General features: G+C 42.8%; 30 protein-coding genes and 1 pseudogene. 9 read left to right on the top strand and 22 right to left on the bottom strand.

What is annotated here, in order from left to right:
* Positions 1-32: 32 nt before the first annotated feature.
* From AS030_RS12875 to AS030_RS12865, 3 genes are all read right to left on the bottom strand, one after another.
* Positions 33-617, bottom strand: a complete 585-nt coding sequence (locus tag AS030_RS12875) for a CalY family protein (protein ID WP_061972285.1) — start codon at positions 615-617, stop codon at positions 33-35.
* 98 nt (positions 618-715) lie between these two features.
* The gene (gene sipW, locus AS030_RS12870) at positions 716-1,273 is read right to left on the bottom strand and encodes a signal peptidase I SipW (protein ID WP_061972284.1); all 558 of its coding nucleotides are present in this window, start codon (positions 1,271-1,273) and stop codon (positions 716-718) included.
* Positions 1,274-1,312: 39 nt separating this feature from the next.
* Positions 1,313-1,918 (bottom strand): SipW-dependent-type signal peptide-containing protein, encoded by a 606-nt coding sequence (locus tag AS030_RS12865; RefSeq protein WP_061972283.1) that lies wholly within the window; start codon positions 1,916-1,918, stop codon positions 1,313-1,315.
* 276 nt (positions 1,919-2,194) lie between these two features.
* Here AS030_RS12865 and AS030_RS12860 point away from each other — a divergent pair, with 276 nt between their 5' ends.
* Positions 2,195-3,358, top strand: coding sequence for a CapA family protein (locus tag AS030_RS12860; protein ID WP_061972282.1), 1,164 nt, complete (start codon positions 2,195-2,197; stop codon positions 3,356-3,358).
* Positions 3,359-3,404: 46 nt separating this feature from the next.
* Here AS030_RS12860 and AS030_RS23655 read toward each other — a convergent pair whose 3' ends face one another.
* Together AS030_RS23655 and AS030_RS23650 are read right to left on the bottom strand one after the other, a co-directional pair.
* A complete protein-coding gene (locus AS030_RS23655) occupies positions 3,405-3,557 on the bottom strand; it encodes a hypothetical protein (protein WP_156412578.1) in 153 nt (50 codons plus the stop codon).
* Between the two features lie 90 nt (positions 3,558-3,647).
* Complete coding sequence (locus AS030_RS23650; RefSeq protein ID WP_156412577.1) at positions 3,648-3,800, bottom strand: hypothetical protein; 153 nt, start codon at positions 3,798-3,800, stop codon at positions 3,648-3,650.
* A 275-nt stretch (positions 3,801-4,075) separates the two neighbouring features.
* On the opposite strand from AS030_RS23650, the gene AS030_RS12855 reads away from it, so the two are divergent.
* On the top strand, positions 4,076-5,407 hold the full coding sequence (locus AS030_RS12855) for a serine hydrolase domain-containing protein (protein ID WP_061972281.1): 1,332 nt from the start codon (positions 4,076-4,078) through the stop codon (positions 5,405-5,407).
* A gap of 51 nt (positions 5,408-5,458) precedes the next feature.
* Here the strand turns inward: AS030_RS12855 and AS030_RS23070 are convergent, their stop codons facing one another.
* Both AS030_RS23070 and AS030_RS12850 read right to left on the bottom strand, forming a co-directional pair.
* Complete coding sequence (locus tag AS030_RS23070; protein ID WP_074440551.1) at positions 5,459-5,569, bottom strand: aspartyl-phosphate phosphatase Spo0E family protein; 111 nt, start codon at positions 5,567-5,569, stop codon at positions 5,459-5,461.
* 127 nt (positions 5,570-5,696) lie between these two features.
* Positions 5,697-6,293: a sulfite oxidase-like oxidoreductase gene (locus tag AS030_RS12850; RefSeq protein WP_061972280.1), complete on the bottom strand. Its 597-nt coding sequence runs from the start codon at positions 6,291-6,293 to the stop codon at positions 5,697-5,699.
* 116 nt (positions 6,294-6,409) lie between these two features.
* On the opposite strand from AS030_RS12850, the gene AS030_RS12845 reads away from it, so the two are divergent.
* Both AS030_RS12845 and AS030_RS12835 read left to right on the top strand, forming a co-directional pair.
* Positions 6,410-7,003: a biotin transporter BioY gene (locus AS030_RS12845; protein WP_061972279.1), complete on the top strand. Its 594-nt coding sequence runs from the start codon at positions 6,410-6,412 to the stop codon at positions 7,001-7,003.
* Positions 7,004-7,912: 909 nt separating this feature from the next.
* Positions 7,913-9,886 carry a M6 family metalloprotease domain-containing protein gene (locus AS030_RS12835; protein ID WP_240482337.1) on the top strand — a complete coding sequence of 658 codons (1,974 nt, stop codon included), beginning with the start codon at positions 7,913-7,915 and terminating at the stop codon, positions 9,884-9,886.
* 38 nt (positions 9,887-9,924) lie between these two features.
* Here the strand turns inward: AS030_RS12835 and AS030_RS12830 are convergent, their stop codons facing one another.
* The 3 genes from AS030_RS12830 to AS030_RS12820 form a co-directional block, all read right to left on the bottom strand.
* Positions 9,925-10,863 (bottom strand): cation diffusion facilitator family transporter, encoded by a 939-nt coding sequence (locus AS030_RS12830; RefSeq protein ID WP_061972277.1) that lies wholly within the window; start codon positions 10,861-10,863, stop codon positions 9,925-9,927.
* A 150-nt stretch (positions 10,864-11,013) separates the two neighbouring features.
* Positions 11,014-12,510 (bottom strand): leucyl aminopeptidase, encoded by a 1,497-nt coding sequence (locus AS030_RS12825; RefSeq protein WP_061972276.1) that lies wholly within the window; start codon positions 12,508-12,510, stop codon positions 11,014-11,016.
* A 35-nt stretch (positions 12,511-12,545) separates the two neighbouring features.
* Positions 12,546-12,932: a DUF309 domain-containing protein gene (locus AS030_RS12820; RefSeq protein WP_061972969.1), complete on the bottom strand. Its 387-nt coding sequence runs from the start codon at positions 12,930-12,932 to the stop codon at positions 12,546-12,548.
* A gap of 165 nt (positions 12,933-13,097) precedes the next feature.
* On the opposite strand from AS030_RS12820, the gene AS030_RS12815 reads away from it, so the two are divergent.
* On the top strand, positions 13,098-13,580 hold the full coding sequence (locus AS030_RS12815; RefSeq protein ID WP_061972275.1) for a divergent PAP2 family protein: 483 nt from the start codon (positions 13,098-13,100) through the stop codon (positions 13,578-13,580).
* Positions 13,581-13,593: 13 nt separating this feature from the next.
* On the top strand, positions 13,594-14,388 hold the full coding sequence (locus AS030_RS12810; RefSeq protein WP_061972274.1) for a cobalamin-binding protein: 795 nt from the start codon (positions 13,594-13,596) through the stop codon (positions 14,386-14,388).
* Between the two features lie 37 nt (positions 14,389-14,425).
* Here AS030_RS12810 and AS030_RS12805 read toward each other — a convergent pair whose 3' ends face one another.
* From AS030_RS12805 to AS030_RS12790, 5 genes are all read right to left on the bottom strand, one after another.
* On the bottom strand, positions 14,426-15,088 hold the full coding sequence (locus tag AS030_RS12805) for a 3D domain-containing protein (protein WP_061972966.1): 663 nt from the start codon (positions 15,086-15,088) through the stop codon (positions 14,426-14,428).
* Positions 15,089-15,222: 134 nt separating this feature from the next.
* On the bottom strand, positions 15,223-15,540 hold the full coding sequence (locus AS030_RS12800; protein ID WP_061972273.1) for a YuiB family protein: 318 nt from the start codon (positions 15,538-15,540) through the stop codon (positions 15,223-15,225).
* 108 nt (positions 15,541-15,648) lie between these two features.
* Positions 15,649-15,783: a YuiA family protein gene (locus tag AS030_RS23945; protein WP_162264551.1), complete on the bottom strand. Its 135-nt coding sequence runs from the start codon at positions 15,781-15,783 to the stop codon at positions 15,649-15,651.
* Positions 15,784-15,925: 142 nt separating this feature from the next.
* Positions 15,926-16,408 (bottom strand): NUDIX hydrolase, encoded by a 483-nt coding sequence (locus AS030_RS12795; RefSeq protein WP_061972272.1) that lies wholly within the window; start codon positions 16,406-16,408, stop codon positions 15,926-15,928.
* A 95-nt stretch (positions 16,409-16,503) separates the two neighbouring features.
* Positions 16,504-17,706, bottom strand: coding sequence for an NAD(P)/FAD-dependent oxidoreductase (locus AS030_RS12790; RefSeq protein WP_061972271.1), 1,203 nt, complete (start codon positions 17,704-17,706; stop codon positions 16,504-16,506).
* 348 nt (positions 17,707-18,054) lie between these two features.
* On the opposite strand from AS030_RS12790, the gene AS030_RS12785 reads away from it, so the two are divergent.
* The 3 genes from AS030_RS12785 (at position 18,055) to AS030_RS23640 (ending at position 19,553) form a co-directional block, all read left to right on the top strand.
* Entirely contained in the window at positions 18,055-19,035 is a 981-nt protein-coding gene (locus tag AS030_RS12785) for an NAD(P)/FAD-dependent oxidoreductase (protein WP_061972270.1), read from the top strand.
* A gap of 57 nt (positions 19,036-19,092) precedes the next feature.
* A complete protein-coding gene (locus AS030_RS23645) occupies positions 19,093-19,263 on the top strand; it encodes a hypothetical protein (protein WP_156412576.1) in 171 nt (56 codons plus the stop codon).
* A 128-nt stretch (positions 19,264-19,391) separates the two neighbouring features.
* A complete protein-coding gene (locus AS030_RS23640) occupies positions 19,392-19,553 on the top strand; it encodes a hypothetical protein (protein ID WP_156412575.1) in 162 nt (53 codons plus the stop codon).
* A gap of 4 nt (positions 19,554-19,557) precedes the next feature.
* On the opposite strand, the gene AS030_RS12780 is transcribed toward AS030_RS23640, so the two are convergent.
* The 7 genes and pseudogenes from AS030_RS12780 to AS030_RS12755 form a co-directional block, all read right to left on the bottom strand.
* Positions 19,558-19,827, bottom strand: coding sequence for a hypothetical protein (locus AS030_RS12780; RefSeq protein WP_061972269.1), 270 nt, complete (start codon positions 19,825-19,827; stop codon positions 19,558-19,560).
* 106 nt (positions 19,828-19,933) lie between these two features.
* Positions 19,934-20,032 (bottom strand): annotated as a pseudogene (locus AS030_RS23065) (iron-sulfur cluster assembly accessory protein); the annotation flags it as partial.
* 139 nt (positions 20,033-20,171) lie between these two features.
* Positions 20,172-20,504, bottom strand: a complete 333-nt coding sequence (locus AS030_RS12775; RefSeq protein WP_061972268.1) for a YolD-like family protein — start codon at positions 20,502-20,504, stop codon at positions 20,172-20,174.
* 145 nt (positions 20,505-20,649) lie between these two features.
* Positions 20,650-20,937, bottom strand: a complete 288-nt coding sequence (locus tag AS030_RS12770) for a YjcQ family protein (protein ID WP_061972267.1) — start codon at positions 20,935-20,937, stop codon at positions 20,650-20,652.
* A gap of 405 nt (positions 20,938-21,342) precedes the next feature.
* Positions 21,343-22,134 (bottom strand): ATP-dependent DNA ligase, encoded by a 792-nt coding sequence (locus AS030_RS12765; RefSeq protein WP_061972266.1) that lies wholly within the window; start codon positions 22,132-22,134, stop codon positions 21,343-21,345.
* Positions 22,135-22,277: 143 nt separating this feature from the next.
* Complete coding sequence (locus tag AS030_RS12760) at positions 22,278-22,655, bottom strand: type II toxin-antitoxin system PemK/MazF family toxin (RefSeq protein ID WP_061972265.1); 378 nt, start codon at positions 22,653-22,655, stop codon at positions 22,278-22,280.
* Positions 22,639-22,806 carry a hypothetical protein gene (locus AS030_RS12755; RefSeq protein ID WP_156412574.1) on the bottom strand — a complete coding sequence of 56 codons (168 nt, stop codon included), beginning with the start codon at positions 22,804-22,806 and terminating at the stop codon, positions 22,639-22,641. Before AS030_RS12755 ends, AS030_RS12760 begins: the two co-directional genes overlap by 17 nt.
* Between the last annotated feature and the right edge of the window lie 265 nt (positions 22,807-23,071).

Here is a 23,071-nt window from a genome sequence, read left to right as displayed (position 1 = left end):
GTGAGAATAAATTCCCACCTTTGCCTCAATCCTTACTTCGCTTCTCCAGCACCTTGTTGTGCATTGAATGTCCATTTCAGAGATAAAGAGTCTCCCTGGAATTTGTTTTGGTCCTGGCCATTATCAACAAATGTGAACATGACAAGCATTTCATCGCTATCCCCTGCTTTTAGGCCTTTTTTCTCGCCCATCCATCCTTTGGCAACCGCATCAGGATTCTTTTGCTTCTTAAGGTCAGCCAACGTTGTGCTGTAGATCACATCATTGTCTTTGTCAGAGTTGTAGAGGAAATCAACTTGGATGTGTCGTCCAAAATCTTCTCCCGCGTTATCTCCTTTAGCATCCGTTACCGTGTAGTTTGTGTTCAAAAGAATTTTTTTGACATCAAGAGTTCCATCATTCTTAAGGTCGAATGAACGAAGGATATAATCTCCCGGCTTCATATTCGAGAGCTCTACAATGGTTGATGGGTCTATATTGATATCCAGTGTACCTGCTGCAAATGTGCTGGAAGCTTCTGCAGAATCACTGAAATATGCATATGTACCTCCACCGATTAAAGACAGCCCCAATGCTGCTGATGCTACACCCAGTCCTAATTTCTTTTTCAAACTCATGTCTAATCCTCCCTCTCCCATGTAAATGGGAATATGACTTTTTTATATTGAACCTGCAAAGATAATCAGTGCAGTGAACAATCGGTCCGTGTTTCACATTAGAGAGTACTTTCTTTTTTTGAAATTTCGACTTCCCGAATGGCTTTCCAAATCGTGATGGCAGAGTAAATGAGCAGTAGAATTCCTGGGATAATCATAAGTAACATGGTTCCTTTTTTGGACTGAGCAAATTCCATTCCATACCCGATATAAGGGAAGGTAAAGCCGTTATACTGGGCGACAACATTGGCTGACAGAACCGGTTCTGGATCCGGCGCGTTGTTATTGTCCCCCTTGGTGACATATCTGACGTTGTCACCCTTGCCCTCCACCTTATAAATGCGGTGGGTAATCAATTTATTTTCAGAAGCCTTAAAGGTGATCACATCCCCTTTTTGAAAACGGGTCATGTCTCCACCAGGCTTTACTGCAATGATTGAACCGGTTTGAATACCAGGCTCCATGGAACCGGATAAGACAGTTTTCAGCTGATACCCGTTGAAGGCGGGTTCTCCACCTGAAGCTCTCGATGAAATAACAACGAACAACATAAATAGCAAGGTAATTAAAAGGACACCTGTAATCAGATTACTGATCCATTTTCTTAGGGCTGCCATAAGCTGCACCACTCCTTAGTAAAGGAATAAAGGGGTTTGTTACTGTTCTTCCGTCTCCTCATTCCCTGTTGATTGGTCTTGCTTCCCTTCTTCCTGCTTTTGCTCTTTAGTCTGCACAGATTGGCTGGAAACGGCATCATCAGTCGTTTCGTCTGTTTTTTTATCCGGCTGATCTTCTGGTGTTTTTTCTGATGTCTTTTCCGGGTTTGTTTCCGGATTGGTTTCGGAAGGTGGCTTTGTTTCTGTTGTGGTTTCCTGCTGCTTCTGTGTTTGGACTGCCGGTTTGTCCGGTTGCTTTTTGTCAGTCTGATCCTTATTTTCTGCTGGTTTTTCTGCCTTGCTTTTCACTTCCTGTTTTTTGTCTTTACCGTCCTCTTTCTTATCAGCTGGTTCACCGGCTTTGTCACAGGAGACTTTTTTGTCGCTTTGTGAAGAAGATTTCTGCTGATCTTTCTCTGTGACACAGTCCGAAGAATCCATCACTTTTGCTGTGATTGTTCCAGTAACTACTTCCGTATCACTGAAGGAAGCGTTCGTAGGCGAATATAGATATATAAAAGCGAAAACGATACTATAACAAATGATTGACAGTTTTATTGTCAACCGCAAAAACCAACTGCAGTATGGAGAACGTTTGATGTTCATCTTCCCCCTTACAAACAAAATGTTTATTTCGTTGTTCTCTACTAAGAACAACATTCTTACTGTAGTATGGCATGTTTTATAGGGAGAAGAAAACGTTAATTTAAGGATTTTCGTTCTTTTTAACAGACATAATTTCTATTTTTCTCCATTTATCGCGATTTATCGCAATTTTTTGTAATATCCACAATGAATTTTGTTCATTTTATAGAACAATACGTTAAATTTTTCTTGAAATTCAAACAAAATCCCCTACTATTGTAGGTAGGGGGACATTATATGATGAAAAAAACAACGGTTTATGCAGGAATTGTCGTGATCATTTTGTTGGCCATTTTTTTACCGTTCTATGCCAATAAAACGGAAGCGCCTTCAGTAAATGAAAAAGAACAAACTAGCGGCCAGAAAACAAACACCAACAAACAGGAGGCGCCCTCACGGCCAGAAAAACCAAAAACGATTACTCATGAGGCCACCCTCGGAGCAGTCGGTGATATCCTGATTCACGACCGGGTCTACAATAAAGCTAAAACAAAGGACGGCTCGTATGACTTTAATCCGATGCTAAAAGAGGTTAAGCCTTATTTGGAAAAACCTGACATTACCGTGGCTAATCAGGAAACAATGATTGGCGGGGAAAAAATAGGGTTATCTTCCTATCCTTCCTTTAATTCGCCACAGGAAGTAGGAGATGCGTTGAAGGAAAATGGCGTGGATTTGGTGACCTTGGCAAACAACCACACTATCGACCGCGGGGAAAAAGCCATCCTCAGTGCGATTGAGCACTGGAACAAAATTAACATGCCTTATACCGGAGCGTTTAAATCCACAGAGGATCAAAAAACCATTCGAACCTTAAAGCGTAATGACATTACGTTTTCATTCTTGAGCTTCACGTTCGGCACAAATGGAATTCCAGTTCCCAAGGATAAACCCTATCTTGTCAATTTGATTGATGAGACTAAAATAAAAGAAGGAATCCAACAGGCGGAAAAGATATCTGATGTTGTCGTGCTGAGTCTGCACTTTGGTAATGAATACGAACGGATGCCCAATGAGGAACAAAAGAAGCTAACCCGTATGGCCGCCAATGCCGGGGCGGATATTATCATCGGCCATCATCCTCATGTCCTGCAGCCGGTCGCCTGGATTAAGAAAAAGAACGGAGGGCGCGCCTTTGTCGCTTATTCTCTTGGCAACTTCTTTTCGGGACAAACCGGTCCCTATAAAAACATAGGAGGCATGATGGAAATTCATGTAAAAAAGACAGTAACAGGGAAAAAGGAAAAGATTACGTTGGAGAAGCCATCCTATTTGCCGACCTGGGTTGACCGTTCCTGGCATGTACATCCGATAGAGCAAGTTCCTTCACAGCAACAGAAATACAAAGAAATCAAAAAACATATGAACCAATATGTACCCGAATTGCAATTTTCGCTTTAATACTTATTAAAAAAGGAGGTCCCGACTCATGTGCCGGGCCTCCTTTTTATGCCTCACCTTTTGATTTCGGGCTTTGGGTATCACGTGTTGGCAGGTCATCCACAAACTTGTCATCAGAAAATTCGATGTCGGTCATACTTTCAGTCGGGGTGTGATTATTCTTTGCAGCAGCATCCTTGGACTGTTTTCGTTTAGCCATGATTTCATTTCCTCCTCATTGATCTTGTTTATAGTGTGTGAAAAAAGTGTCTATCTGATTCCTAAAGAAAAAGCATTCCGGTTTGGAATGCTAATCGCCAATGGCTTTACTGACACAATGGTCGCAAATGGATATTTCTTTTTCTTCCCAGTTCGAAAGCTCATTGTTGCATACCATGCAGTACTCTGACTGGGCATTAAGATGATCGTTCGTGCGGTTTTCTTCATTATTCACAAAATCCATTGAACCCGCCTCCTTCTGTCCTAGTATATTCTAAAAAGAAGACTGTTTATTCTTTACTATTGTTTGATATTTCTGATAAAAACCCTTCTTTCTTTTTACCTAATTTTCATTTTTTCACCAGATGTTGAAAGCGTTTTCTTAAAATGTATTATAAAAGATTTATTGCTCTTAAAACAAGTGGGAAGATTTTAGGTTTTTGTTTGATATTTTTAGGTCGGAAAAAAGGAGGCGAACCAGGAAGTATCGAATTAAGATTTTTTATATAGGAGGAACATATGAATAAATCCGAAATAATATCGTACCTAACCCAGTACATGAGAAACCTCGACAACTTCGACCACTTTAGCGGCTGTGTTCTTGCGGCATATCAAGGAGAAGTTCTGCTCTCTAAAGGGTACGGGACCGCCAACCGGACCTTTGAGGTTCCCAACTCGCCCAGCACGCGCTTTCCCATCGGTTCGCTGACGAAATCTTTTACGGCTGCTGCTATTCTCAGACTTGAAGAACAGGGTTTGTTAAATATGGAAGATTCGGTACAATGGCATCTGCCCGGCTGTTCCTCTCTAATAAACGTGACCCTTCACCACCTTCTTTCCAATACTTCCGGAATTCCCGACTTTGCAGCTCAACCGGACTATTGGGAAAAACACATGAGGCTTCCTGCGACCGTTTCCCAGTTGATTGAACGGATTGTCAATCAGCCGCTTCACTTTGAACCCGGCAGTCAATATAGCTATAGCAATTCAAACTACATCATACTCACAGCTGTAATAGAAACGGTGAGCGGTCAATCTTATTCTTCATTTATCCAAAAAGAATGGTTGAAGCCACTCGGTCTGCATGACTCTGGTGTTTTAGATGGAAGGACCATTGTGAAAAATCTGGCCACCGGGTATTCCATCGATAAAGTGATAATATATAGTGAATATATCGACATGAGTTTTCCATTGGGTGCTTATGGTATGTACTCCACCGTAAAAGACTTGTTTACTTGGACTGAAGCTCTGTTTTCCGGAAGGATGCTTACCGAACGTTCCCTGAAAAAGATGTGTACCCCCTATAAAGGGAAATACGGATATGGTTGGGGTTTTGACAAACTTTCAGAAAGAGAAGTAGTCTGCCACTTTGGGGATGTCAATGGCTTTTGCAGTGAGATGCTGAGAAGCCTGGACGGAGACGTAACCGTCATCGTGTTAAGTAATTTCAATATAACACCGGTCACGAGAATAAATCGGGACCTGGCTGCGATCCTGTGCAACGAAAGAGAAGACACCACTCCTTGGATAATGGATGAACCATTATACGCTTCGTTGCCTTTTGATTTTCAGGGAACCTATTATTCCGAAGATGGTGAAGCCCTCATAACACTGTACAGAGAAGGCAGCACGTACTTTATGACTCTCCCTAAACGATATGGAGTTGTTTACACTCTACCGGTAAAACAAATTTCATCCTCTTCTTCATCGGTTCTAATGATTTCAAGCAACACCCCTGAGAGCATACAAATCATTAAGGAGGATAATAAGCTATTCATTCACCATCATGATTCAGATGGAACAATAAAGACCTTAACAAGAGCAGAGGAATGCAAAAAGAAGCAGCCATAATTCTTTGCTGCTTCTTCTTTAATAGGACCAGCTTTGCTTCATATAATGCTGCTACAACATCATCAGCTCATCCAGCTCCTGGCTGATTTTAACAATGACTGGATCCGAATAATCGGCAGCTGTTTCACAAAAGGCATAGAATCGTTCCTTGAGCTTGTCCATCAGTTCGCAAATGGTTTGAAGATATTGATTTAAAGGGACTTCTTTCCTTTGTTTCAGCCCTCGGGCACCTTTGTTTTATTTATCGGTTCCTTGTGTAGATTTCCATGTTTTTCAAAATATTCACCATCTAGTCCCAGCTAAAGCGTTCTTCTTTCCATGGATCTCCATACATATGATATCCATTTTTCTCCCAGAAGCCCGGGGTTTCCAGTGGCAGAAACTCAATTCCACGGAGCCATTTGGCACTTTTCCAAAAATACAAATGTGGAACAACTGCCCGCAAAGGATAGCCATGTTCGGGTGAAAGGGATTCGCCATTATGTGTATGGGCGAGGAGACTGCTTTCCTTTAAGAAATCTTCGAGTGGGAGATTCGTCGTCCAACCCTCTTCCGCATGCAATAAAACGTATTTAGCAGATGGATGGATTCCTACATCTTTAACTATATCCTTTACTGCTACACCTTCCCAAACATTATCAAGCTTTGACCAGCCGGTCACACAATGGATATCGTTCTGTGCAGTGGCTCTTGGCAAAGTAAGAAGTTCATCATATGTAAAAGTCGTTGGTTTCTCCACCATTCCATAGACTTTTAAATCCCAGTCAGTCAGGTCCGGATAGTAGGGAACATTACCAACGTGAAGCACCGGCCATTTCGTTGTGACATTTTGATTTGGCGGTACCCGGTCATTCTCTTTTTTAACTTTGGGTTTTCCAAAAAACATGCTCGTTCCTCCCTCAATTTTCATTTGTTAACCTTTTATAAAATTTAAGTTGACAATAGATATACCCTTCAATTACCATCAGGATAGATTAATTATTTACTTTTGGGGTGAACATTATGAAATTTAAAGCGAGCGATTTAACACTTGCAGCCATGTTTGCGGCATTAATGGCCGTGGGTGCAAACATTACATCATGGATTCCAGCACTGGCTTTCGGATCGGTGCCGATTACGCTGCAAACCTTCTTTTGTATCCTGGCAGGGCTTCTCCTCGGCAGCCGTTTGGGTGCCGTTTCTATGATTGTCTACATGCTGGTCGGACTCGCGGGTGCTCCTGTGTTTGCCAAGTTTTCGGGCGGCATATCCACCGTTTTCAGTCCATCATTCGGCTTTATTTTATCATATATTGTCGCTGCTTATGCTGCAGGCATGGTACTTGAAAAAGCAAAGAAGCCCGGCTTTCCGGTTTTCCTTGCTGCCTCATTTATCGGCTTGATTATAAACTATGCGGTTGGAACAACCCTCCTTTATGTGGCACTCACCAATTGGGCAGCCATCGAAGGAGTAACGTACCTTGGAACATGGAAGGGGATGCTGATTTTTCTTCCGAAGGATATCCTTCTGACGGCAGTTACAGCCTTTATATCACCACGAATCTATAAAGCTGTCTCGAAAAATCGCAAAAACCGCTTCAATCACAACGCGGCTTAACAAAAAAAGAGGTAAATCCCTTGTAATTAGGGTTTACCTCTTTTTCTTTGCTATAACACCATTGCTGCGATAAATCCAATGGTTAACAAGCGGATTTGAAAAATATATTTTATGTCTCGCTGCCCCGCTTTTTGTTGCATTCATTTGGAGAACCTTTCTTTCCTCCTAAAGCCTCTTTACTGCTGCCTCCTCTTTGGAGGACAGCTCTTTTAGCTTATTGTATTTGCGGCCGCAGCTGTTGCACTTTATAGCACTGGCTTCCCCTTAATTTCATGGATTTTTATCATCCTATTAAGTATAGTGCTGTTACTCATTCGTTTTTTAAAATCATTGCGAAAAAAACCAGCCAAATACGGCTGGTTTTTCTTTTTTCTATTGAAAGCACGCGCCCACTCCTTGAAAAGCGTTGAGCAAAGCCATCTATTTTCCCTGAAGAAACTGGTTACAAGCCGGTTTCAAGAATATACGTCCAGTTTGGAAGATTTAATAGCGAGAATTGAAAATGTACTGGCCAAAATCAAACGTTTACTGGCCAGGTAGCTCCCCTAGATCAAAAGATATACCTAAAAATTGCGACAATGGAAAACACAATGATCAAAATCGGAATAAGGAGAATGATCCCCCACAGAATTTGCGCTCCGATGGATTTTTTTTCGTTCATAATTAGCCCCTTTACAGTAAAACGTCTCGTTTTTATTGTAAAGGGAATCATTCCTCTTGTCTAATAAGGTTCTTCTTTCTTTCTACTTCTTCCATGCCATTAAGCCTATAAACAACGTCCCCATATACAATAAGACAGGTAAATATTCCCTATTCTTTCGACAATTGATAATTAATTCAGGAATACAGCAACCAAATATGGTATTTTTTGAATAATCAAATAAATTATAGAAAGAGGTTGCTGTGCCTATGGTGAGAAAAAAGTCCTTTGTTTTGCCCCTCTCTTTTTTCCTGCTTATGTCAATTTCTGCCCCTGCCTATGCGGATCAGCCTGGTTTAAAAACGTTCCCTGAACCCGTGGACAAGGAGTCTTGGAAGCTTCCCCGTGACATGACCTGGAATGATTATCGCCCTGTACCCGGAATAGACTGGAGAAATTCAGATGTCAAACCGGAAAGGGTACTGAAAGGCGCGTTGATCATCGTTGACTTTCCGGATCGTGAATTTATGCTGAGCCATCCTGAAGGCTCTGAAATTGCTGGCAATCCCATCAAAACAGGAAATATACCGCGTGATAAAATGGGACAATTTTGGCTCGATTTTCTGAACAAGCCTCAAGCGCTGAATAACTACAGAACGATCAATGAATATTGGAGAGAAAACTCCTTTGGTAAATGGGCTGTTGACCTCGACGCCTTTGGTACATACCGCATGGATTTCAATGAATTTCAATATGGACTGAATGAATTCAACCAGATGCAAAATATGCCTCCAGGTTTTTCAGGAAAAAACCTTCGCTCTGAAGCCATCCAGAAAGCACAGGCAGATATCGAGGCTTCTGGTGAAAAGTACGATTTTAAATTTGTGGTTCACGCCGGCTATGACGAATCGGGAGTGTGGCAGGAGCTTGGCGAAATGATGTTCCAAAATCCAGAAAGTGTGACAGATGCATTCGGCCCTCCTAATCCTAATATGCCAAATTCTGCGAACACCCGCTATGTGCCATGGACGTCCTGGTATGCGGCAAAAGGTATCTGGTCCAGCGCTGGTGGCGGAACGTCCATACAGGGAGAAAATGACGGGATGGGAACGTTCGCCCATGAATTCGGGCATATCATGGCCCTAGGTGACAATTACAACAACCCTTATGGAAAGCCCGTATCCCGTTCATATTCCGGTCCATGGGAGCTGATGAGCCGCGGAAGCTTCAACGGCCCCGGAGGCCCTCACACCCGCTGGATGGTTCCCGGAACTCTTGGTGCCTCGGCTCCCTCCCACCATATGCTCAGGAACAAAATCAAACAGGGATTTTTATCCGAAGATCAGTACTTAAATATCGATCGTGATGAACTTGCACAGACAGGTCCTGTTTTCGCCAATATATTATCCCGCGAAGTACCAAGCGGAAAGGAATTCAGGAGGCAGGGTTTGTATGGCATCAACATTAAAATGGAAGATTTAACGCCACCAAATTCGCTTGACGATGACTGGCGTGCGGATATGCAGCGGGGAGCCAAATGGTATAACAACTACACCCTCGAAGTCGTTGACCGAGTCGGCTATGACTCCTTTGTGCCAGACTCGGGTGTATTGCTGGCCAAAACAAAAAATACAGAAGCAGCCCCAAATATCTGGGTGGTTGATTCCCATAAAGAGGACATTAATCAAACCGACTTCAAACGGCCCGACGGATCGTCAGCCATGCTTTCCAAAGGAGATTTCCAGCAGCTTGCCGACTCCCTCTTTAAAGCAGGAACAGGTGACGGGGTCGTCAGTGAGTATAAAGATTCCTACAACCGCCTGCATTTTTACATCCTGAAAAAGAAAACCGACGGCCAGGGTGTCCTCACCTACCGTGTGGCTGTCAGAAATATGGATGGCTCAGGATCGTACGAACGGGGTGTGAAAGCCCAAAGAGGCCCTTATCAGTTTGCTGCTCCCGGGCGGGTTGCTGAATACAAATATGTTGTAACCAACACTGGAGGAGCAAAAGACCTTATTCGCCTTCATGCCAAAACAGAAGCAGGCTGGGAGGTTCAGTTGCAAAACAACGTCATAGAATTAGCACCGGGAAAAAGCGTACAGGTTCCCGTTTATGTTAAAATTCCAGACGGAAAAGACAACCCAAAACTGACCAGACTCACCTTTACAAGCACATCTGAAACCGACCAAAGCCAAAGCTCTACTGTTGTACAGACCGTGGTCCCGGGAAATAAAAAATAACAAAAAAAGGGTCCTTCACGAAAATGAAGGACTCTTTTTTATGTTTTTTGTGCTTCTAAAAACTGCTTTCCATATTCTCCATGATGGTGGATCGTGGCATGTTCAATCTGGACAGTGGTATGCTTCAGTTTGTACTTTTCTTTCAGCATTTCGTTAACGGCCAGAATGACACAAAACGGCTGAATATGCTCATTAATAAAGACGTGGGCAGTCAGGGAATGGTGATCGGTTGTGACGGTCCATAGGTGCAGCTCATGTACATCCTCTACCCCTTCCACTTTAGCAATATCCGCTCGGATTTCGTCCAAATCCAGCCCTTCCGGAACAGATTCCATCAAGATTAAATAGGACTCTTTTAAAATCTTAAAACCGCCAGTAAAAATGATGGCTCCGACGATCAAGCTGATCAGCGGATCAAAAAAGTAAAAATTGGTCAGTTTTATCAGAAAAGCAGCCAAGATAACACCTATGGAGCTGAGAAGATCCCCGATAAAATGCCAAAGCGCACTTTTTACGTTTAGATTTTCTTCTTCCTTCATGCTGCGGCTCAAAACAATAGTAAGCACAATATTGACAACCAAACCAATGAACGCAATGATGAGCATCAACAGAAAGTTAATGGTTTCCGGATGGATAAACCGCTTGATGCCTTCGATAAAAATCCCAAGAGCAATAACGGCAAGCGCAAGACCATTTAAGAATGAAGCAATAATTTCAAAACGCAAAAAACCAAACGAGAATTTGGCGTTTGGCTGCCTTGTGGCAAGGTAAATGGCGAGCATGCTTAAACTTAATGCAAGTACGTCGGAGACCATGTGGGCTGAATCGGATAAAAGCGCCAGAGAATTGGAGATCAAACCGCCGATCACTTCAACAATGGTGAAAAACAGGGTTAACAGCAAAGTGACCCACAGTGTCTTTTTTGAACGGCTTTGCACCTTTACGTGAGGGAGATGGTGATAATCGTAATCAGCCATAAATGAGTCCCCTTTCTTTATTATTTTAAAATTATTATAAAATGATAATAATTATATTATAGTATAGCCTTTTCCTTACCGCAATCTTTTTCTTTGCCCTTATTTTATGTAAAAAAGCATGACAGGTGCCATGCTTTTTAATGGTAACTCCTATTCCTTATCTTGAAAGCTCATCGCTAAACCTGCCAATGTTCTTACCATTACTCCCGTTGCCCCTTTTGGCCCGAGCGCTGATGGTTTGGACGAATAAGCCGTTCCAGCGATATCGAGGTGAACCCACGGAGTTTCACCTGCGAATTCTCCCACAAAAAGACCTCCGGTGATGGCGTGGCCCAGGCGTCCGGTGGAATTATTCAAATCTGCCACATCACTTGAGCGCAGCATTTCTTTAAAATGAGGATGGCTGGGAAGCTGCCAAAGATATTCCCCCTCATGATCAGCTGAAGCCTTCACCTGCTCAAAAAAAGCTTCGTTATTTGTCACTGCTCCTGTCGTGGTATCACCTAAAGCGACCACTACGCCTCCAGTCAGTGTCGCCACATCTACCAGATAATTGGCCCCCATTTCTTTCGCATATGATATGGCATCAGCCAGGATGAGCCTTCCCTCAGCATCCGTATTTCTTACTTCAATCGTTTTACCGCTGAGTGAGGTAAAAACGTCTCCCGGTTTCATCGCTTTCCCGTTAATGAGGTTTTCACTTGAGGGGATGACAAAAAGGATATTGGTTTGCGGTTTTAGCTGTCCGACAATCTCCATGGCGCCGAGGACTGCGGCGCTGCCTCCCATATCACTTTTCATTTCATGCATATTGGATGCTGGCTTGATCGAATACCCGCCCGAATCAAAGGTAAGGCCTTTTCCAACCAGGGCCAGCACATGATCCCATGAGTCCCTTCCCTTGTATTTGACCGTAATCAATTTAGGCGGTTCCTCCGATCCTTGTGAAACAGCAAGAAGCGCCCCCATGCCAAGCCGCTCCATATCTTCCCGCTCGAGGATCTCATAGTCCATCCTGTATTTCCTTGCAATCCCCATGGCAGCCTGGGCCAAATCGGTGGGGGTCATCAGATTTCCTGGTGTATTGATGAGGTTGCGTGCCGTATTGACTCCTGTTCCAAAGGCGTAACCGGTCGAAAGCCCATTCCCCGTCCGGCTGTCGGAACTGTAGACCCTGATCTCTGTAAGCTTTTTGTCCCGCTCGTTGGTTCGTTCTTTGTAATTTTCAAATGCGTAGCTGGCCGCAGTGACGGCTTCAGCCAAAGCATGTGCGAGCCTTTCAGGAGCAATCCTCTCATTTTCAAAGGTTTCCATTACAATGGCCGCCTTTTCCCGTTTTTCCCGGGTAAGCTGCCCCACCGCTCTCCCAAAAGCCTCTCTCATCGTTTCATACTTTGCTTCATTCCGGCGCCCTAACCCTATAAAGTAGATCCGCTTGGCTCCGACGATTCCGAATGTATGGACCTTGGTTACAGACTTGGCATGTGTCAGTATATCCCCTTCTCGCAAAAGCTGTGTAATGTGGCCGTTGAACGCTTTATCCAGCTCTGCAGGAATGCCTTCCAATTTTTTATAATCGGCCCAAAGGCCGACAAGCAGCGCTTCCTCTGTATCTGCTTTCTTCCAGTTTTCTTTTATCGTAAACATGCAAATCCTCCTTTGCGAGGTGTGTTAAATTCAGTTTATTCTTCTTCGTTCTCTTTTAGTAGCAGGATCAGCTCCGGCAGGACCGGCAAGGAATCCACCTCTTCAAACGAAACCATGTTTATCTGTTTTGGCATTCTCCTCAAGCACTCTACAATAAAATTATAAACATGCTCCAAATCCAATCCCCAATGAAACGGACGATAGTCTGTTAAATAATGACGGGCTGCCTCCATCATGACTCGGGCTCCCTTTACATTTCCATATTCGTAATGATACACAGCCACTGACATTTGCAGCAGCCCCTTCAAAAAATAATTGCTTTTATCCGTCATCCACATTTCCTCAAGGAGATCATGGCAGGTATAGTAGTCTCCTTCATTGAATGATATAAAAAACTGATAGTACTCCATTGGATAGTTCATTCCCCCACCTGCTTTCATTCCTATCATACCAAATTGCTTCTGCATCACTTTATTTTTTCCCCACTGAACAACAAGATTGCAGACAGAAAAAAAAGGGTATTATGAGAGCATTAGAACAAACTTATCTCTATACTTTGTAGAAAAAAGGCTGCGAGGAGACGATCTATGGACCTGTTTTTTAATTTTCCTTTACTTGCTTCCTTATTAGGAATATTAATGGCTCAATTTTTAAAAATACCAATTACGTACCTGGAGACAAAACAAGTGAGATGGGATTTGTTTATCAGTACAGGAGGGATGCCAAGTTCACACTCTGCCGCAGTTACCGGGCTTGCAACTGGAGTTGCTCTTAGAGAAGGCTTGGGCAGCTCGATATTCGCCGTAGCTTGCATGTTTGCCATCATTGTCATGTATGATGCAAAAGGAATACGGTGGCATGCAGGAGAACAAGCAGCCGTATTGAATAAGTTAGTAACTGATTTTCGCGAGCATGTGGAAGTCAGCCAAGCAATGAAAAAAACCGACGTAAAAGAAAAGCACAAGCAATTAAAGGAGCTTCTTGGACATCAGCCAGACGAAGTATTTTACGGCGCCTTGCTTGGGATTGTCCAAACACTGATTGTATACTGGCTTTTCTTCGTTATTTAAGGGGTGAAGATTCATGAGATTAGTGTCTATCTGTCCGAGCAATACTGAGCTTGTTGATTATTTGGGGTTAACGGAACAGCTGGTGGCTGTTGACGATTTTTCCGACTGGCCGGAACGGGTCCGGACGCTGCCGAAGGTGGGCCCGGATCTGTCGATCAATATGGATATGGTGGAAGAATTAAAGCCGGATCTTGTGATCGCTTCCCTAAGTGTTCCGGGAATGGAAAAAAACATCGCTGAGTTGGAACGGCGCAACATTCCACATGTCGTGTACAACCCAAACACGCTCGAAGACATTGCAGAGGATCTAAACGACCTCGGCCGAAGAACAGGTGTCGAAAAGCGTGCGGATTACCTTGTTTCTCAATATAAAGAATTGATAAATGAATACAAAACGTTCGCTGCGTGTGTTAAAGAAAAGAAGAAGCTTTACTGGGAATGGTGGCCAAAACCTGTATTTACACCAGGAAAGCAAAATTGGCTGACCCAGATCTCCCACTTGGCTGGAGCGGTTAACGTATTTGAGGATATGGAGCAGCCAAGCATCCAGACCACCTGGGAAGATGTAATCAAACGTGATCCTGACGAGATTTGCATCGCTTGGGTAGGTGTAAGAAAACAAAAAGTGAAACCGGAAGTACTGGAAAAACGTCCAGGCTGGTCAGAGCTGCGGGCGGTCAAGGCGAATAAGGTGCATATTCTTGATGAGCACCTTTTTTGCCGGCCATCCCCTCGTCTGATCGACGGACTGCAAAAGCTGCATCAAGTATTATGGAAGCGGAAACAGCCCACCCAAACGGCTAATTAAAGCAAAAAGCTTCAAGCCATCGCGCTTGAAGCTTTTTTTAATATAATTGTTTACGATAATGCTGCATGGATTTCTGTTCGTTCCATGTTTTCAGTTCCTTTTCGGTTAGTTTGCCGGACCCTTTTTGGACGACATACACGCTCAAGGTTTTCTTGCCCCACTTTTCATAAACATCCTTAATCGTTTCAAAATACAAATCTATCTTTCTGCCCTTAATGGCTGAACCGGTATCAGCAACCACACCAAAACCGTAGCCCGGTATAAACAGGATGGTGCCAATCGGAAAGATGTTCGTATCCGCTGCGATTGTAGAATAAAGGTCCCGCTTGACCCTGAGTCCTGATTTGGTAATTCCGTAAGCAGGATGTGCTTTGCTTTTACCGGTGGATTCCACCCCGGCAGTATAACCGGTGGCGGTTACTTTAACCGATGGATAAGGTGAAACATCAAATTGATCCAAGGCTGTCTCTTTCGGGGCCAATGACTCCGCATTCACCTTAAATTCATGCGCCCATATGCCGGTAGTCTTTTCCATGGCTTGGGACAAAACCAGAATCGTTTTAGTTCCTGCACGCTCGAAAATATTCTTTTGCGGTTCCTGCAGGCTTACGGCTGCCCAGTGTGAGACATCTGCTGCTTCTACTCCTGATATGGAAGACAAGGTAGCAAGAATGGCCCACACCAATAGCACAGTCATCATTAGCCTTTTGGCACTCTTTATGAGATAACGCAAACCCTCACTCCTCTCTTCACGTAGTATTTTCCAAGAGAAGTAAATTTTATACTGCGGTAAGTAGGCATAAAAAAAGAACCTTCCTGTGTAAACAGAAGATTCTAAAACATTTGATATCCTCTTACCCGCAGCATACGGATGGCAACTCCGGCCATCATGGCCCCAATCATCCCGCATGCCAGAATAGCGATATCGACCGCTTGCAAATGAATAAAGTCCTGTCCAAGCTGAGAAAAGCTTTTTGCCGGACTTGAGAAATATGTAAAAAATTTAACATGATCCACAATCATGACAACGACAACGGGATAAATCACAGCCATTACCCATGTCGAGCGCAACAGCATGTTTAAAAGGAAACCGATTCCAAAGAACAGTACAATAAATAAAAGCATGGAAATAAACAACTGCGGTAAATACATTTCTTCACCCCCGTATTCAAAGCTAGTTTACTGAAACAGGCGGTTAAAGTCAATATAAGGATAATAAAAGAGGAGCATCATCTGATTGCTGATGCTCCTTCTTCTTTATTATGCCTTTCTCTTTTTACCGCTGCCGCAGCACTCTTCACAAGTCTCTGAGCCACCTAATAATAGTTGGAAATAGCCTTTTCCTTCACAGTATTGGCACTTCTCTTGTGTTTTTGTACGAGTGGATGTTGTCATTAGACGGCACTCCCCTTGTTTGAATTTTCTGATAATATAACAGGAAACGGAAAACTTGAAAAGGTGGCATTTTCGTTCATATCGCCTATGTAAGCGCAAACATCAATAAATATCTGAATCTTTGTACGATTTTCTTACAATATCATCGGTTATCAAATATTTTATAAGAAGTGTACCCAAAAATATCACCAGGGTTAATGTGCTCCAACAGGGCTGATTCTTTTTCATTTAGAAAATGGTGAACCATAACCGAAGTTGCCGGATCATTCCGCAGTTCCTCAGGACTCAAAAACTGCGCCTCCTGGATTTCTCTATCCTGCGGAATGAGGGATCCTCCTTCAGGTTCAAGAAGAAAAATAACCATGTTGTCACTGATTTCATGATTGATCACACCTGTTCTTACTCCCAGGATTCCAACTGGCCGGCTTGCCATTCCCGTTTCTTCTTTTACCTCTCGGACTGCCGCTTCATCCACTGTCTCACCGGCATTCACAAACCCTGCCGGAATGGACCACTTTCCTTTAAGCCCGCCGTAATTCTTTTTGACCATCAGCCATTTGCCATCCTGAATGACGAGTCCGGCTGCCGCGAGCCAAACACTGCCTCTGTTTTTCTTATTACTCATGTCCCTACCTCTCCTTCACGATACCTTTATGCTCTATTATATAAAAAAAACAGAGCTCCGAAGGGAACTCTGCTTTACTATGTTGGTTATGCTAATTAAAATAATTTAAGCTTACCTTTTTTAACGACCATTGGTACGCCCCCAAGCAAGAAGAGGTAACGGTTATCAATGACTTTTTTCATTGCTGAAGCAGTGGAACCGAACAACTTCTTGTTTCCGACTACTCCAATCGCTTCACCTTTACCAAGAGAAGCTACTGTACCTTTGTTGTCAAAAGTGAATTCTTCCATCTTTCCTCCGCCATTGATCAACGTTTTCAGGTTGCGCGCGAGGGTATATGCCTGCTGGATTGCAATCTGTGCAGTTGGAGGATAAGGGCGGTTGATCTCTTCATTAATAATTAACGCACAGTCACCAACTACGAAGATATATTCATAACCAGGCATGCGAAGGTCTTTGTCCACTTTTACACGTCCGCGCATGGTTTCAAAGCCAGCTTCTTCCACAAGATGGTTACCGCGCACTCCACCCGTCCAAACAACGGTTGCAGCCTTGATTTCTTCACCAGATGCAAGAAGTACTCCGTCTTCGTTACACTCTTTAATTGGAGTGTTCACAAGGAATTCCACACCACGGCGTTCAAGATTATTAATTGCGTATTCCACAAGTTCTTCATCAAATCCTGGCAGTACATTTGGTGCTGCTTCAATGTTGATGATGCGTACTTTTTCACGTGGAATATCATATTCCTTGCAGAGTTCAGGAACTCGGTCTGCCAATTCACCGACAAACTCGATACCAGTAAAGCCAGCACCGCCGACAACAATATTGATGAGTTCCTGTTTTTGTCCTTCATTGTTGTAACGGGCAAAATTATAATCGATATGCTCGCGGATCTCACGAACAGAGTTAATGCTTCGAATGCTCATTGCATTTTCCTTAAGTCCTTGGATACCGAATGTTTCAGGGTCAGATCCAAGAGCAATAACAAGGTAATCGTATGTTAATTCACCATTTTGGAGAATGACACGCTTTTCGTCTTTTTTGATTTCAACTACTGTATCTTGTACAAAGTTGATTTTATTTGTATCAATGATGTCATCGATCATGATACGTGTACGGTCATGGTGCAACGTACCGGCTGCGTTTTCGTGCAACCATGTTGTTTGGTAGTGATAGTTGTGCTTGTTTACAAGCGTAATCTCAGCATTGTTCAATCCAAGCTCTTTCTCCAGTCGTACAGCGGACATCATACCGCCATATCCTCCACCAATAATCAAAATTTTTGGCTTACTCATATGATCACTTCCACTTCAGATTTTTTTTAGTTTGACCTAACATGGATTGAAATATGAAAGGCCAAAAAAGTTTGTGACGTATTTCACGTAGTAGGATAGATAAAGACGAAAATTGTCACAATTTCACCATATTTTTTCCTCTATAATCTTATTCCTTTTCCGGACAAGTTTCAACCGTTTTTAAGAAAATTTTAATAAACGGAGCGCATAATTTTTAATAAAACAAGATAAAAGCCCTTTCAAGTCCCATAAGGGTTTTGATGGATTGGCGAATATGGTATTATCCTTTCTTTTCATACACTTTCTATCTATAATGAAGGGAGAGTAAATTACCCCGGGGGTGGAAAAATGACGGAAGAAAATCTGTATGATATTACGATAATCGGCGGCGGTCCCACCGGTATGTTTGCGGCGTTCTATGGTGGAATGCGGCAAATGAAGGTTAAAATTATTGAAAGCATGCCTCAGCTTGGCGGACAGCTTTCCGCTTTATACCCTGAAAAATACATCTATGATGTGGCCGGTTTTCCTAAAGTGCTGGCTCAGGATCTTGTGAATAACCTTAAAGTCCAGGCTGAACAATTTAACCCTGATGTGGTGCTTGAGGAATCGGTTCAGACCGTGGAGAAAAAAGAAGACCACTTCGAACTGACCACAGATAAAGACACGCATTATTCAAAAGCGGTCATCATCACAGCAGGCGTTGGGGCTTTTCAGCCAAGACGAATTGAACTGGAGAACGCGAAACAGTTTGAAGGAAAATCACTCCTTTATTTTGTTAACGACCTCCAAGCTTTTGCCGGCAAAAAAGTTCTCGTGGCCGGCGGCGGTGATTCTGCACTCGATTGGTCTCTTATGCTTGAACCGATTGCCGAAGAGGTGACACTGACCCACAGGCGTGCCAAATTCCGTGCTCACGAGCACAGCGTAGAACAGCTCTTCAATTCATCTGTGAAGGTGAAAACACCCTATCAGATCAAAGAATTGATCCACGATAATGAAAAGATCACCCATGTTCTTTTAGAAAACGAAGATGTGGAAGAAAAAGTCGAAGTGGACGCGGTTATTGTCAACTATGGCTTCGTGTCCTCTCTTGGTCCAATCAAGAACTGGGGCCTTAATATTGAACGCAATTCCATTATTGTCAATTCCAAAATGGAAACAAGTATTCCTGGCATTTACGCCGCCGGTGATATTTGTACCTATGATGGCAAAGTTAAACTGATTGCTGCCGGATTTGGGGAAGCCCCTACTGCTGTGAACAATGCAAAAACGTATATTGATCCAAAAGCAAAAACACAGCCCCAGCACAGCACAAGCTTGTTTTAATTTCCGAGCCGGTTAACGCCGGCTCTTTAATGTGCGAAAAGGAGGAATGAGACGAATTTGAACCGTCAATGGACCGAAGATGAAATTGAGGTGGCTGAGCTGCTTCAGGAGCTACAGCGGAAGACGGCGACTCTTCACATTTCTGATGAATCATTTCTGGAAGATGTGAAAGAAGCACTGCCCAAGCTGAAACAGCTGTTGCAGGAAGTCGAGCGCGCACTGGATTGAATTAACAGTTGGTATCACAAAGCGTGTGTGTTATACTAGCTGTAGCAGACAAGTGCTGCTCATAAACCCATAACGATAACCCGGTGTTGGCGCACCGGGTTTTTTTATTGAAAAAGGAGTTTTTCTTTATGAACATCTTCATTATCATCGGTATTGTATTCTTTATACTGGGGACAGGACTCATGATGGCAAGTAGCCGCCATGTTGGCCGGAAAAAGTGGCTGTATGTGGGAGGCTCCATTCTTTCTGACTTGGCGGGCCTTGTTTTTCTTTTATTTTTGGGGAATTAATCATTCACATAGTTTTCATGTAGGTTGTAAGCAATAGACAGAAAATGGTTTTTCCTTTTTCATTCCTTTTGCGGACAAGGATTTCTTTTTGAAACTGTTCTTCACTGTATGTGAGGGTTTCATAATCCACTTGATCTTCCTGTCCTTTTACATAATCATCATACACCGTTTGAATATAGGCTTCGGCTTCTTCTTGTGTTGGGAACTCGATTTCAACGGTAAGGCCCGGCCTGTTTTTTAATTGTCTTCTCACTTCAACAATATATTTTGTCATTCCCGCTATGCTTCCTCCTTTAATGATACAAAGGTATTCACAGCGGGATTAAAATGTTCGCATAAAAAACCCCTGACTCGTCAGGGGTTTTACCGTGTATAGCTTATTAGCACTCTTCAGGAGTTCCGGCATTGACGGCTGTACGGAAGGAAGATCCGCATCCGCAGGACGCGATGGCGTTCGGGTTGTCGATGGTGAATCCTCCGGTATGTTGTGCGTGAGATTATTTACGATAATATCAACGTTTATGTACGTTTCAGACGATTGTTATTTGCGCAAAGGGTCGATAACTACAACCGTTCAAGACGGTGTATTGCGATAACCTTATAATACCCAAACTGCGCCTATTCATCAATGGTTAATTCCGTTATATCCTCGAATTTAATACGGCTTATCGTGCCGCCTTTGTTGACGAGGCGTACTTGCTTGTTATGCACGTCAAGATAATGAATATGGCCGTTTGTAGTTTCGATTCGACCGGATTTATAATACGCAATCTTAACCGCTTTATTGAACTCCATGGCTGCGCATATCGTTTCATTTATTTCCTCGAGTTGTTGTTCATCTAATACCGGCCGCTCAATTTTCGTTATGTCCCAATCAAATTCGCGCAAGGCTTTTACGTGTTCAGGTAACATTAAAGAAGTCCATTTGATTCCACCGCGATCCTTTAACATAGTAAATCACTCCTTTATTCTATATTATTACCGAACACATGTTCTTGTAAACAGGAAATAAAAAAGAACCGACTTTGTGCTGCCGATTCTCCATATGTTACTCACTTTTCTAATTCGATGACCAAGGTTAACAAATGTTACCAAATTATAACTTAATCCATTCTCTAGCTTCTTTTAATCCTTTATATGCTTTTGCCAACAAACTGTTTTCCTCGAGATATGTTTCACCCTTTTCAGTAACTATTGGGCCAATCAAGCTCACGATAGGTCTGTTGTCTCCCCAAGTAATACCAATCAGGTACTTTTCTCTGGTAAGGAAATTAATTGCTTCATCGAATTCCTCTTCGCTCACAGAAAAGTCGTGTTCATTCAAAGGAGCGTTTCCAGCATCAATCTCTTTTAAAATTGCAAATCTTAGCTTTTTCTTGTTCAAGAAATATCTCTCCTTTCATACCTAACTTTTCGACAATTAGAAGGAATTTCCTTTTTAGTTGTAGAAAATTGTAAATTACCAAAGGAGGTGTATGATCGAATGTTGATGGTTAAATGTCCCAAATGCAAAAAGTCTTTTACTTCTCCTATTCAATTGGACGAAGTTTCCTTTAGAAGTTCAAGGATTGAAAATAATGAGGCTAAATGTCCAAATTGCAAGCAAGAAATCCTAATTGGACAAGAGGATATGTACTTTGATAAAGGGTTTAATCAGTAATAATAAAAAAACCACTCCAATCTATGGGGTGGTTTTTTCAATGTAAGAATCCGCCACCCTTACGAAAGAGTGTGGAATTTCGGTTATCATTAATTACACCGGAATCCAACAGCTTATAGTTGTATTTGATCATAAAAAATGTAAAAACGAGGGTATGCGCAAGTACCCGCCCTTCGTAAGACTACGGTGTTTGACGCGTACTTTAATCGGTTCGCCACGGCCTTCGAAATTGCGGTAAACGGTCTTACGCGCTAACGGCGGAGCAAATTCGCAAATACCGGCGGGGGTTCCGTCATCAAACTCGAGCAGCCAGTCGCCGTTTGCGGTTAAGCCGGCCACCCATACGTCAGTAAACGTGTAATTGACGATCTTTAGCCATGTATCGGATCGCTTGCCGGTAAGATATGCGGAGTCCTTTCGCTTAAGTACTACGCCTTCTAAGGATTGCGCGCAGCATACGTCATAAAGCTGGCGGGCGTGCAAGCCGTCAATGACGCCGACCTTTGTTAGCGTTGGACTGTTTACTGGTATGATTGCGTCTAATAAAGCCTTGCGCTCGACTAACGGTAGATGCATAACGGACTGGTTGTCGCTATATAACACGTCAAATACGCAATACGTAACCGCTTGCTTCGATTTACGCGAGCTGAACCGCGACATACAAGCTTCGAAATCGGGTTTGCCGTCGGCGTCACATACGACTAGCTCACCGTCTAAAACGATACCAGGCGGAAGGTCTAGCGCGGTTAATTCAGGATATCGCGAAGTGACATGGGTGTTATGGCGGGTATACAGGCGGGGTTTGGCGCCCAACGATGAATAGACCAAGCGGAAACCATCGAGTTTCAGTTCGGCTATGTACTGCGAGTCATCAAACGGTGCGTCAATTTTACCGAGTAACATCGGACTTACGAACGTCATAAAAAACACCTCTCCGCTGTATAACGTAGCAAATAGCGGGCGGTGACGGTTAGCAATACGCTACAGGGAATTAGTGGGAATCCAGGAATAAATGTCTTATATTCAAAAAAAAAAGAGAACCGATATTCATCGCGTCCTCTGTATTATTGTCTAAATCTTATGGCTTTCTCTACGTTTTCACATATGGTATGAATATCTACAGGATTAACTGAATGTTTAATTTTAAATTCTAATTGATGCCTGCCTATAGTGTATATTTTATTTGTTCGTATGTATGTCTTCTCACGTAGTTGTACAGGAATATCGTAATCGGATTTTTGAGGTTGCGTTGTACCTATGCAAATAATTACATCTTTAGTATCATTGGAATCTCCATGCTTTCCCACCACAAAAACAGGACGGGAACAGAGATTTCCCTGTAACATAATTTTCCCAAAGAAAAAATCGCCCTGATCGGCGTTACGGCGATCTAAGGCGACTTTACTAAGCTTTTTAAGATTATGCCTATTCTCCGCGCTCATAGAATTCTCGCAACTCCTCTTCGTACCACTCTGCAAACGCGTCACCTTTTTCCTCGGCATCTTCACGATCTCCAGGAGATAGCGCAATCGGTTCAGTGTTATTAAAACCTAAAATTTCTTTAATTTCCTCAATATCTTTTCTTTCTTGCATAACTACACTCACTCCTTCGGACGATTTAGCGTACCGTGCCCTTTGATGAGTGTCAATATCGAGCGTAGCGGTCTTATATAGTGTTGTCATAAGACATCCCCTTCCTGTGCTTAATATTAACATAAATTCCCCATTAAGGCACCAAAAACCTTTTAAAAAAGTAAAAACTTTACAAGTATAGCCAATAATTGTTTACAAGTATACTTCCCTCTTACCCCTACTTAAAACTATATTATGTCCATCTTCTTATAACAGAACAATGAAA

Source organism: Fictibacillus enclensis (assembly GCF_001457035.1).
Taxonomy (GTDB): Bacteria; Bacillota; Bacilli; order Bacillales; family Fictibacillaceae; genus Fictibacillus_C; species Fictibacillus_C enclensis.
This window is presented reverse-complemented; position numbering and strand designations above follow the sequence as displayed.

What these genes read in the sequence shown, in the direction of transcription:
- AS030_RS12875 (WP_061972285.1), bottom strand. Translation starts at nt 617, where the DNA reads ATGAGTTTGAAAAAGAAATTAGGACTGGGTGTAGCATCAGCAGCATTG.
- sipW (WP_061972284.1), bottom strand. Translation starts at nt 1,273, where the DNA reads ATGGCAGCCCTAAGAAAATGGATCAGTAATCTGATTACAGGTGTCCTT.
- AS030_RS12865 (WP_061972283.1), bottom strand. Translation starts at nt 1,918, where the DNA reads ATGAACATCAAACGTTCTCCATACTGCAGTTGGTTTTTGCGGTTGACA.
- AS030_RS12860 (WP_061972282.1), top strand. Translation starts at nt 2,195, where the DNA reads ATGATGAAAAAAACAACGGTTTATGCAGGAATTGTCGTGATCATTTTG.
- AS030_RS23655 (WP_156412578.1), bottom strand. Translation starts at nt 3,557, where the DNA reads ATGGCTAAACGAAAACAGTCCAAGGATGCTGCTGCAAAGAATAATCAC.
- AS030_RS23650 (WP_156412577.1), bottom strand. Translation starts at nt 3,800, where the DNA reads ATGGATTTTGTGAATAATGAAGAAAACCGCACGAACGATCATCTTAAT.
- AS030_RS12855 (WP_061972281.1), top strand. Translation starts at nt 4,076, where the DNA reads ATGAATAAATCCGAAATAATATCGTACCTAACCCAGTACATGAGAAAC.
- AS030_RS23070 (WP_074440551.1), bottom strand. Translation starts at nt 5,569, where the DNA reads ATGGACAAGCTCAAGGAACGATTCTATGCCTTTTGTGAAACAGCTGCC.
- AS030_RS12850 (WP_061972280.1), bottom strand. Translation starts at nt 6,293, where the DNA reads ATGTTTTTTGGAAAACCCAAAGTTAAAAAAGAGAATGACCGGGTACCG.
- AS030_RS12845 (WP_061972279.1), top strand. Translation starts at nt 6,410, where the DNA reads ATGAAATTTAAAGCGAGCGATTTAACACTTGCAGCCATGTTTGCGGCA.
- AS030_RS12835 (WP_240482337.1), top strand. Translation starts at nt 7,913, where the DNA reads ATGGTGAGAAAAAAGTCCTTTGTTTTGCCCCTCTCTTTTTTCCTGCTT.
- AS030_RS12830 (WP_061972277.1), bottom strand. Translation starts at nt 10,863, where the DNA reads ATGGCTGATTACGATTATCACCATCTCCCTCACGTAAAGGTGCAAAGC.
- AS030_RS12825 (WP_061972276.1), bottom strand. Translation starts at nt 12,510, where the DNA reads ATGTTTACGATAAAAGAAAACTGGAAGAAAGCAGATACAGAGGAAGCG.
- AS030_RS12820 (WP_061972969.1), bottom strand. Translation starts at nt 12,932, where the DNA reads ATGAACTATCCAATGGAGTACTATCAGTTTTTTATATCATTCAATGAA.
- AS030_RS12815 (WP_061972275.1), top strand. Translation starts at nt 13,098, where the DNA reads ATGGACCTGTTTTTTAATTTTCCTTTACTTGCTTCCTTATTAGGAATA.
- AS030_RS12810 (WP_061972274.1), top strand. Translation starts at nt 13,594, where the DNA reads ATGAGATTAGTGTCTATCTGTCCGAGCAATACTGAGCTTGTTGATTAT.
- AS030_RS12805 (WP_061972966.1), bottom strand. Translation starts at nt 15,088, where the DNA reads ATGATGACTGTGCTATTGGTGTGGGCCATTCTTGCTACCTTGTCTTCC.
- AS030_RS12800 (WP_061972273.1), bottom strand. Translation starts at nt 15,540, where the DNA reads ATGTATTTACCGCAGTTGTTTATTTCCATGCTTTTATTTATTGTACTG.
- AS030_RS23945 (WP_162264551.1), bottom strand. Translation starts at nt 15,783, where the DNA reads ATGACAACATCCACTCGTACAAAAACACAAGAGAAGTGCCAATACTGT.
- AS030_RS12795 (WP_061972272.1), bottom strand. Translation starts at nt 16,408, where the DNA reads ATGAGTAATAAGAAAAACAGAGGCAGTGTTTGGCTCGCGGCAGCCGGA.
- AS030_RS12790 (WP_061972271.1), bottom strand. Translation starts at nt 17,706, where the DNA reads ATGAGTAAGCCAAAAATTTTGATTATTGGTGGAGGATATGGCGGTATG.
- AS030_RS12785 (WP_061972270.1), top strand. Translation starts at nt 18,055, where the DNA reads ATGACGGAAGAAAATCTGTATGATATTACGATAATCGGCGGCGGTCCC.
- AS030_RS23640 (WP_156412575.1), top strand. Translation starts at nt 19,392, where the DNA reads ATGAACATCTTCATTATCATCGGTATTGTATTCTTTATACTGGGGACA.
- AS030_RS12780 (WP_061972269.1), bottom strand. Translation starts at nt 19,827, where the DNA reads ATGACAAAATATATTGTTGAAGTGAGAAGACAATTAAAAAACAGGCCG.
- AS030_RS12775 (WP_061972268.1), bottom strand. Translation starts at nt 20,504, where the DNA reads ATGTTAAAGGATCGCGGTGGAATCAAATGGACTTCTTTAATGTTACCT.
- AS030_RS12765 (WP_061972266.1), bottom strand. Translation starts at nt 22,134, where the DNA reads ATGACGTTCGTAAGTCCGATGTTACTCGGTAAAATTGACGCACCGTTT.
- AS030_RS12760 (WP_061972265.1), bottom strand. Translation starts at nt 22,655, where the DNA reads ATGAGCGCGGAGAATAGGCATAATCTTAAAAAGCTTAGTAAAGTCGCC.
- AS030_RS12755 (WP_156412574.1), bottom strand. Translation starts at nt 22,806, where the DNA reads ATGCAAGAAAGAAAAGATATTGAGGAAATTAAAGAAATTTTAGGTTTT.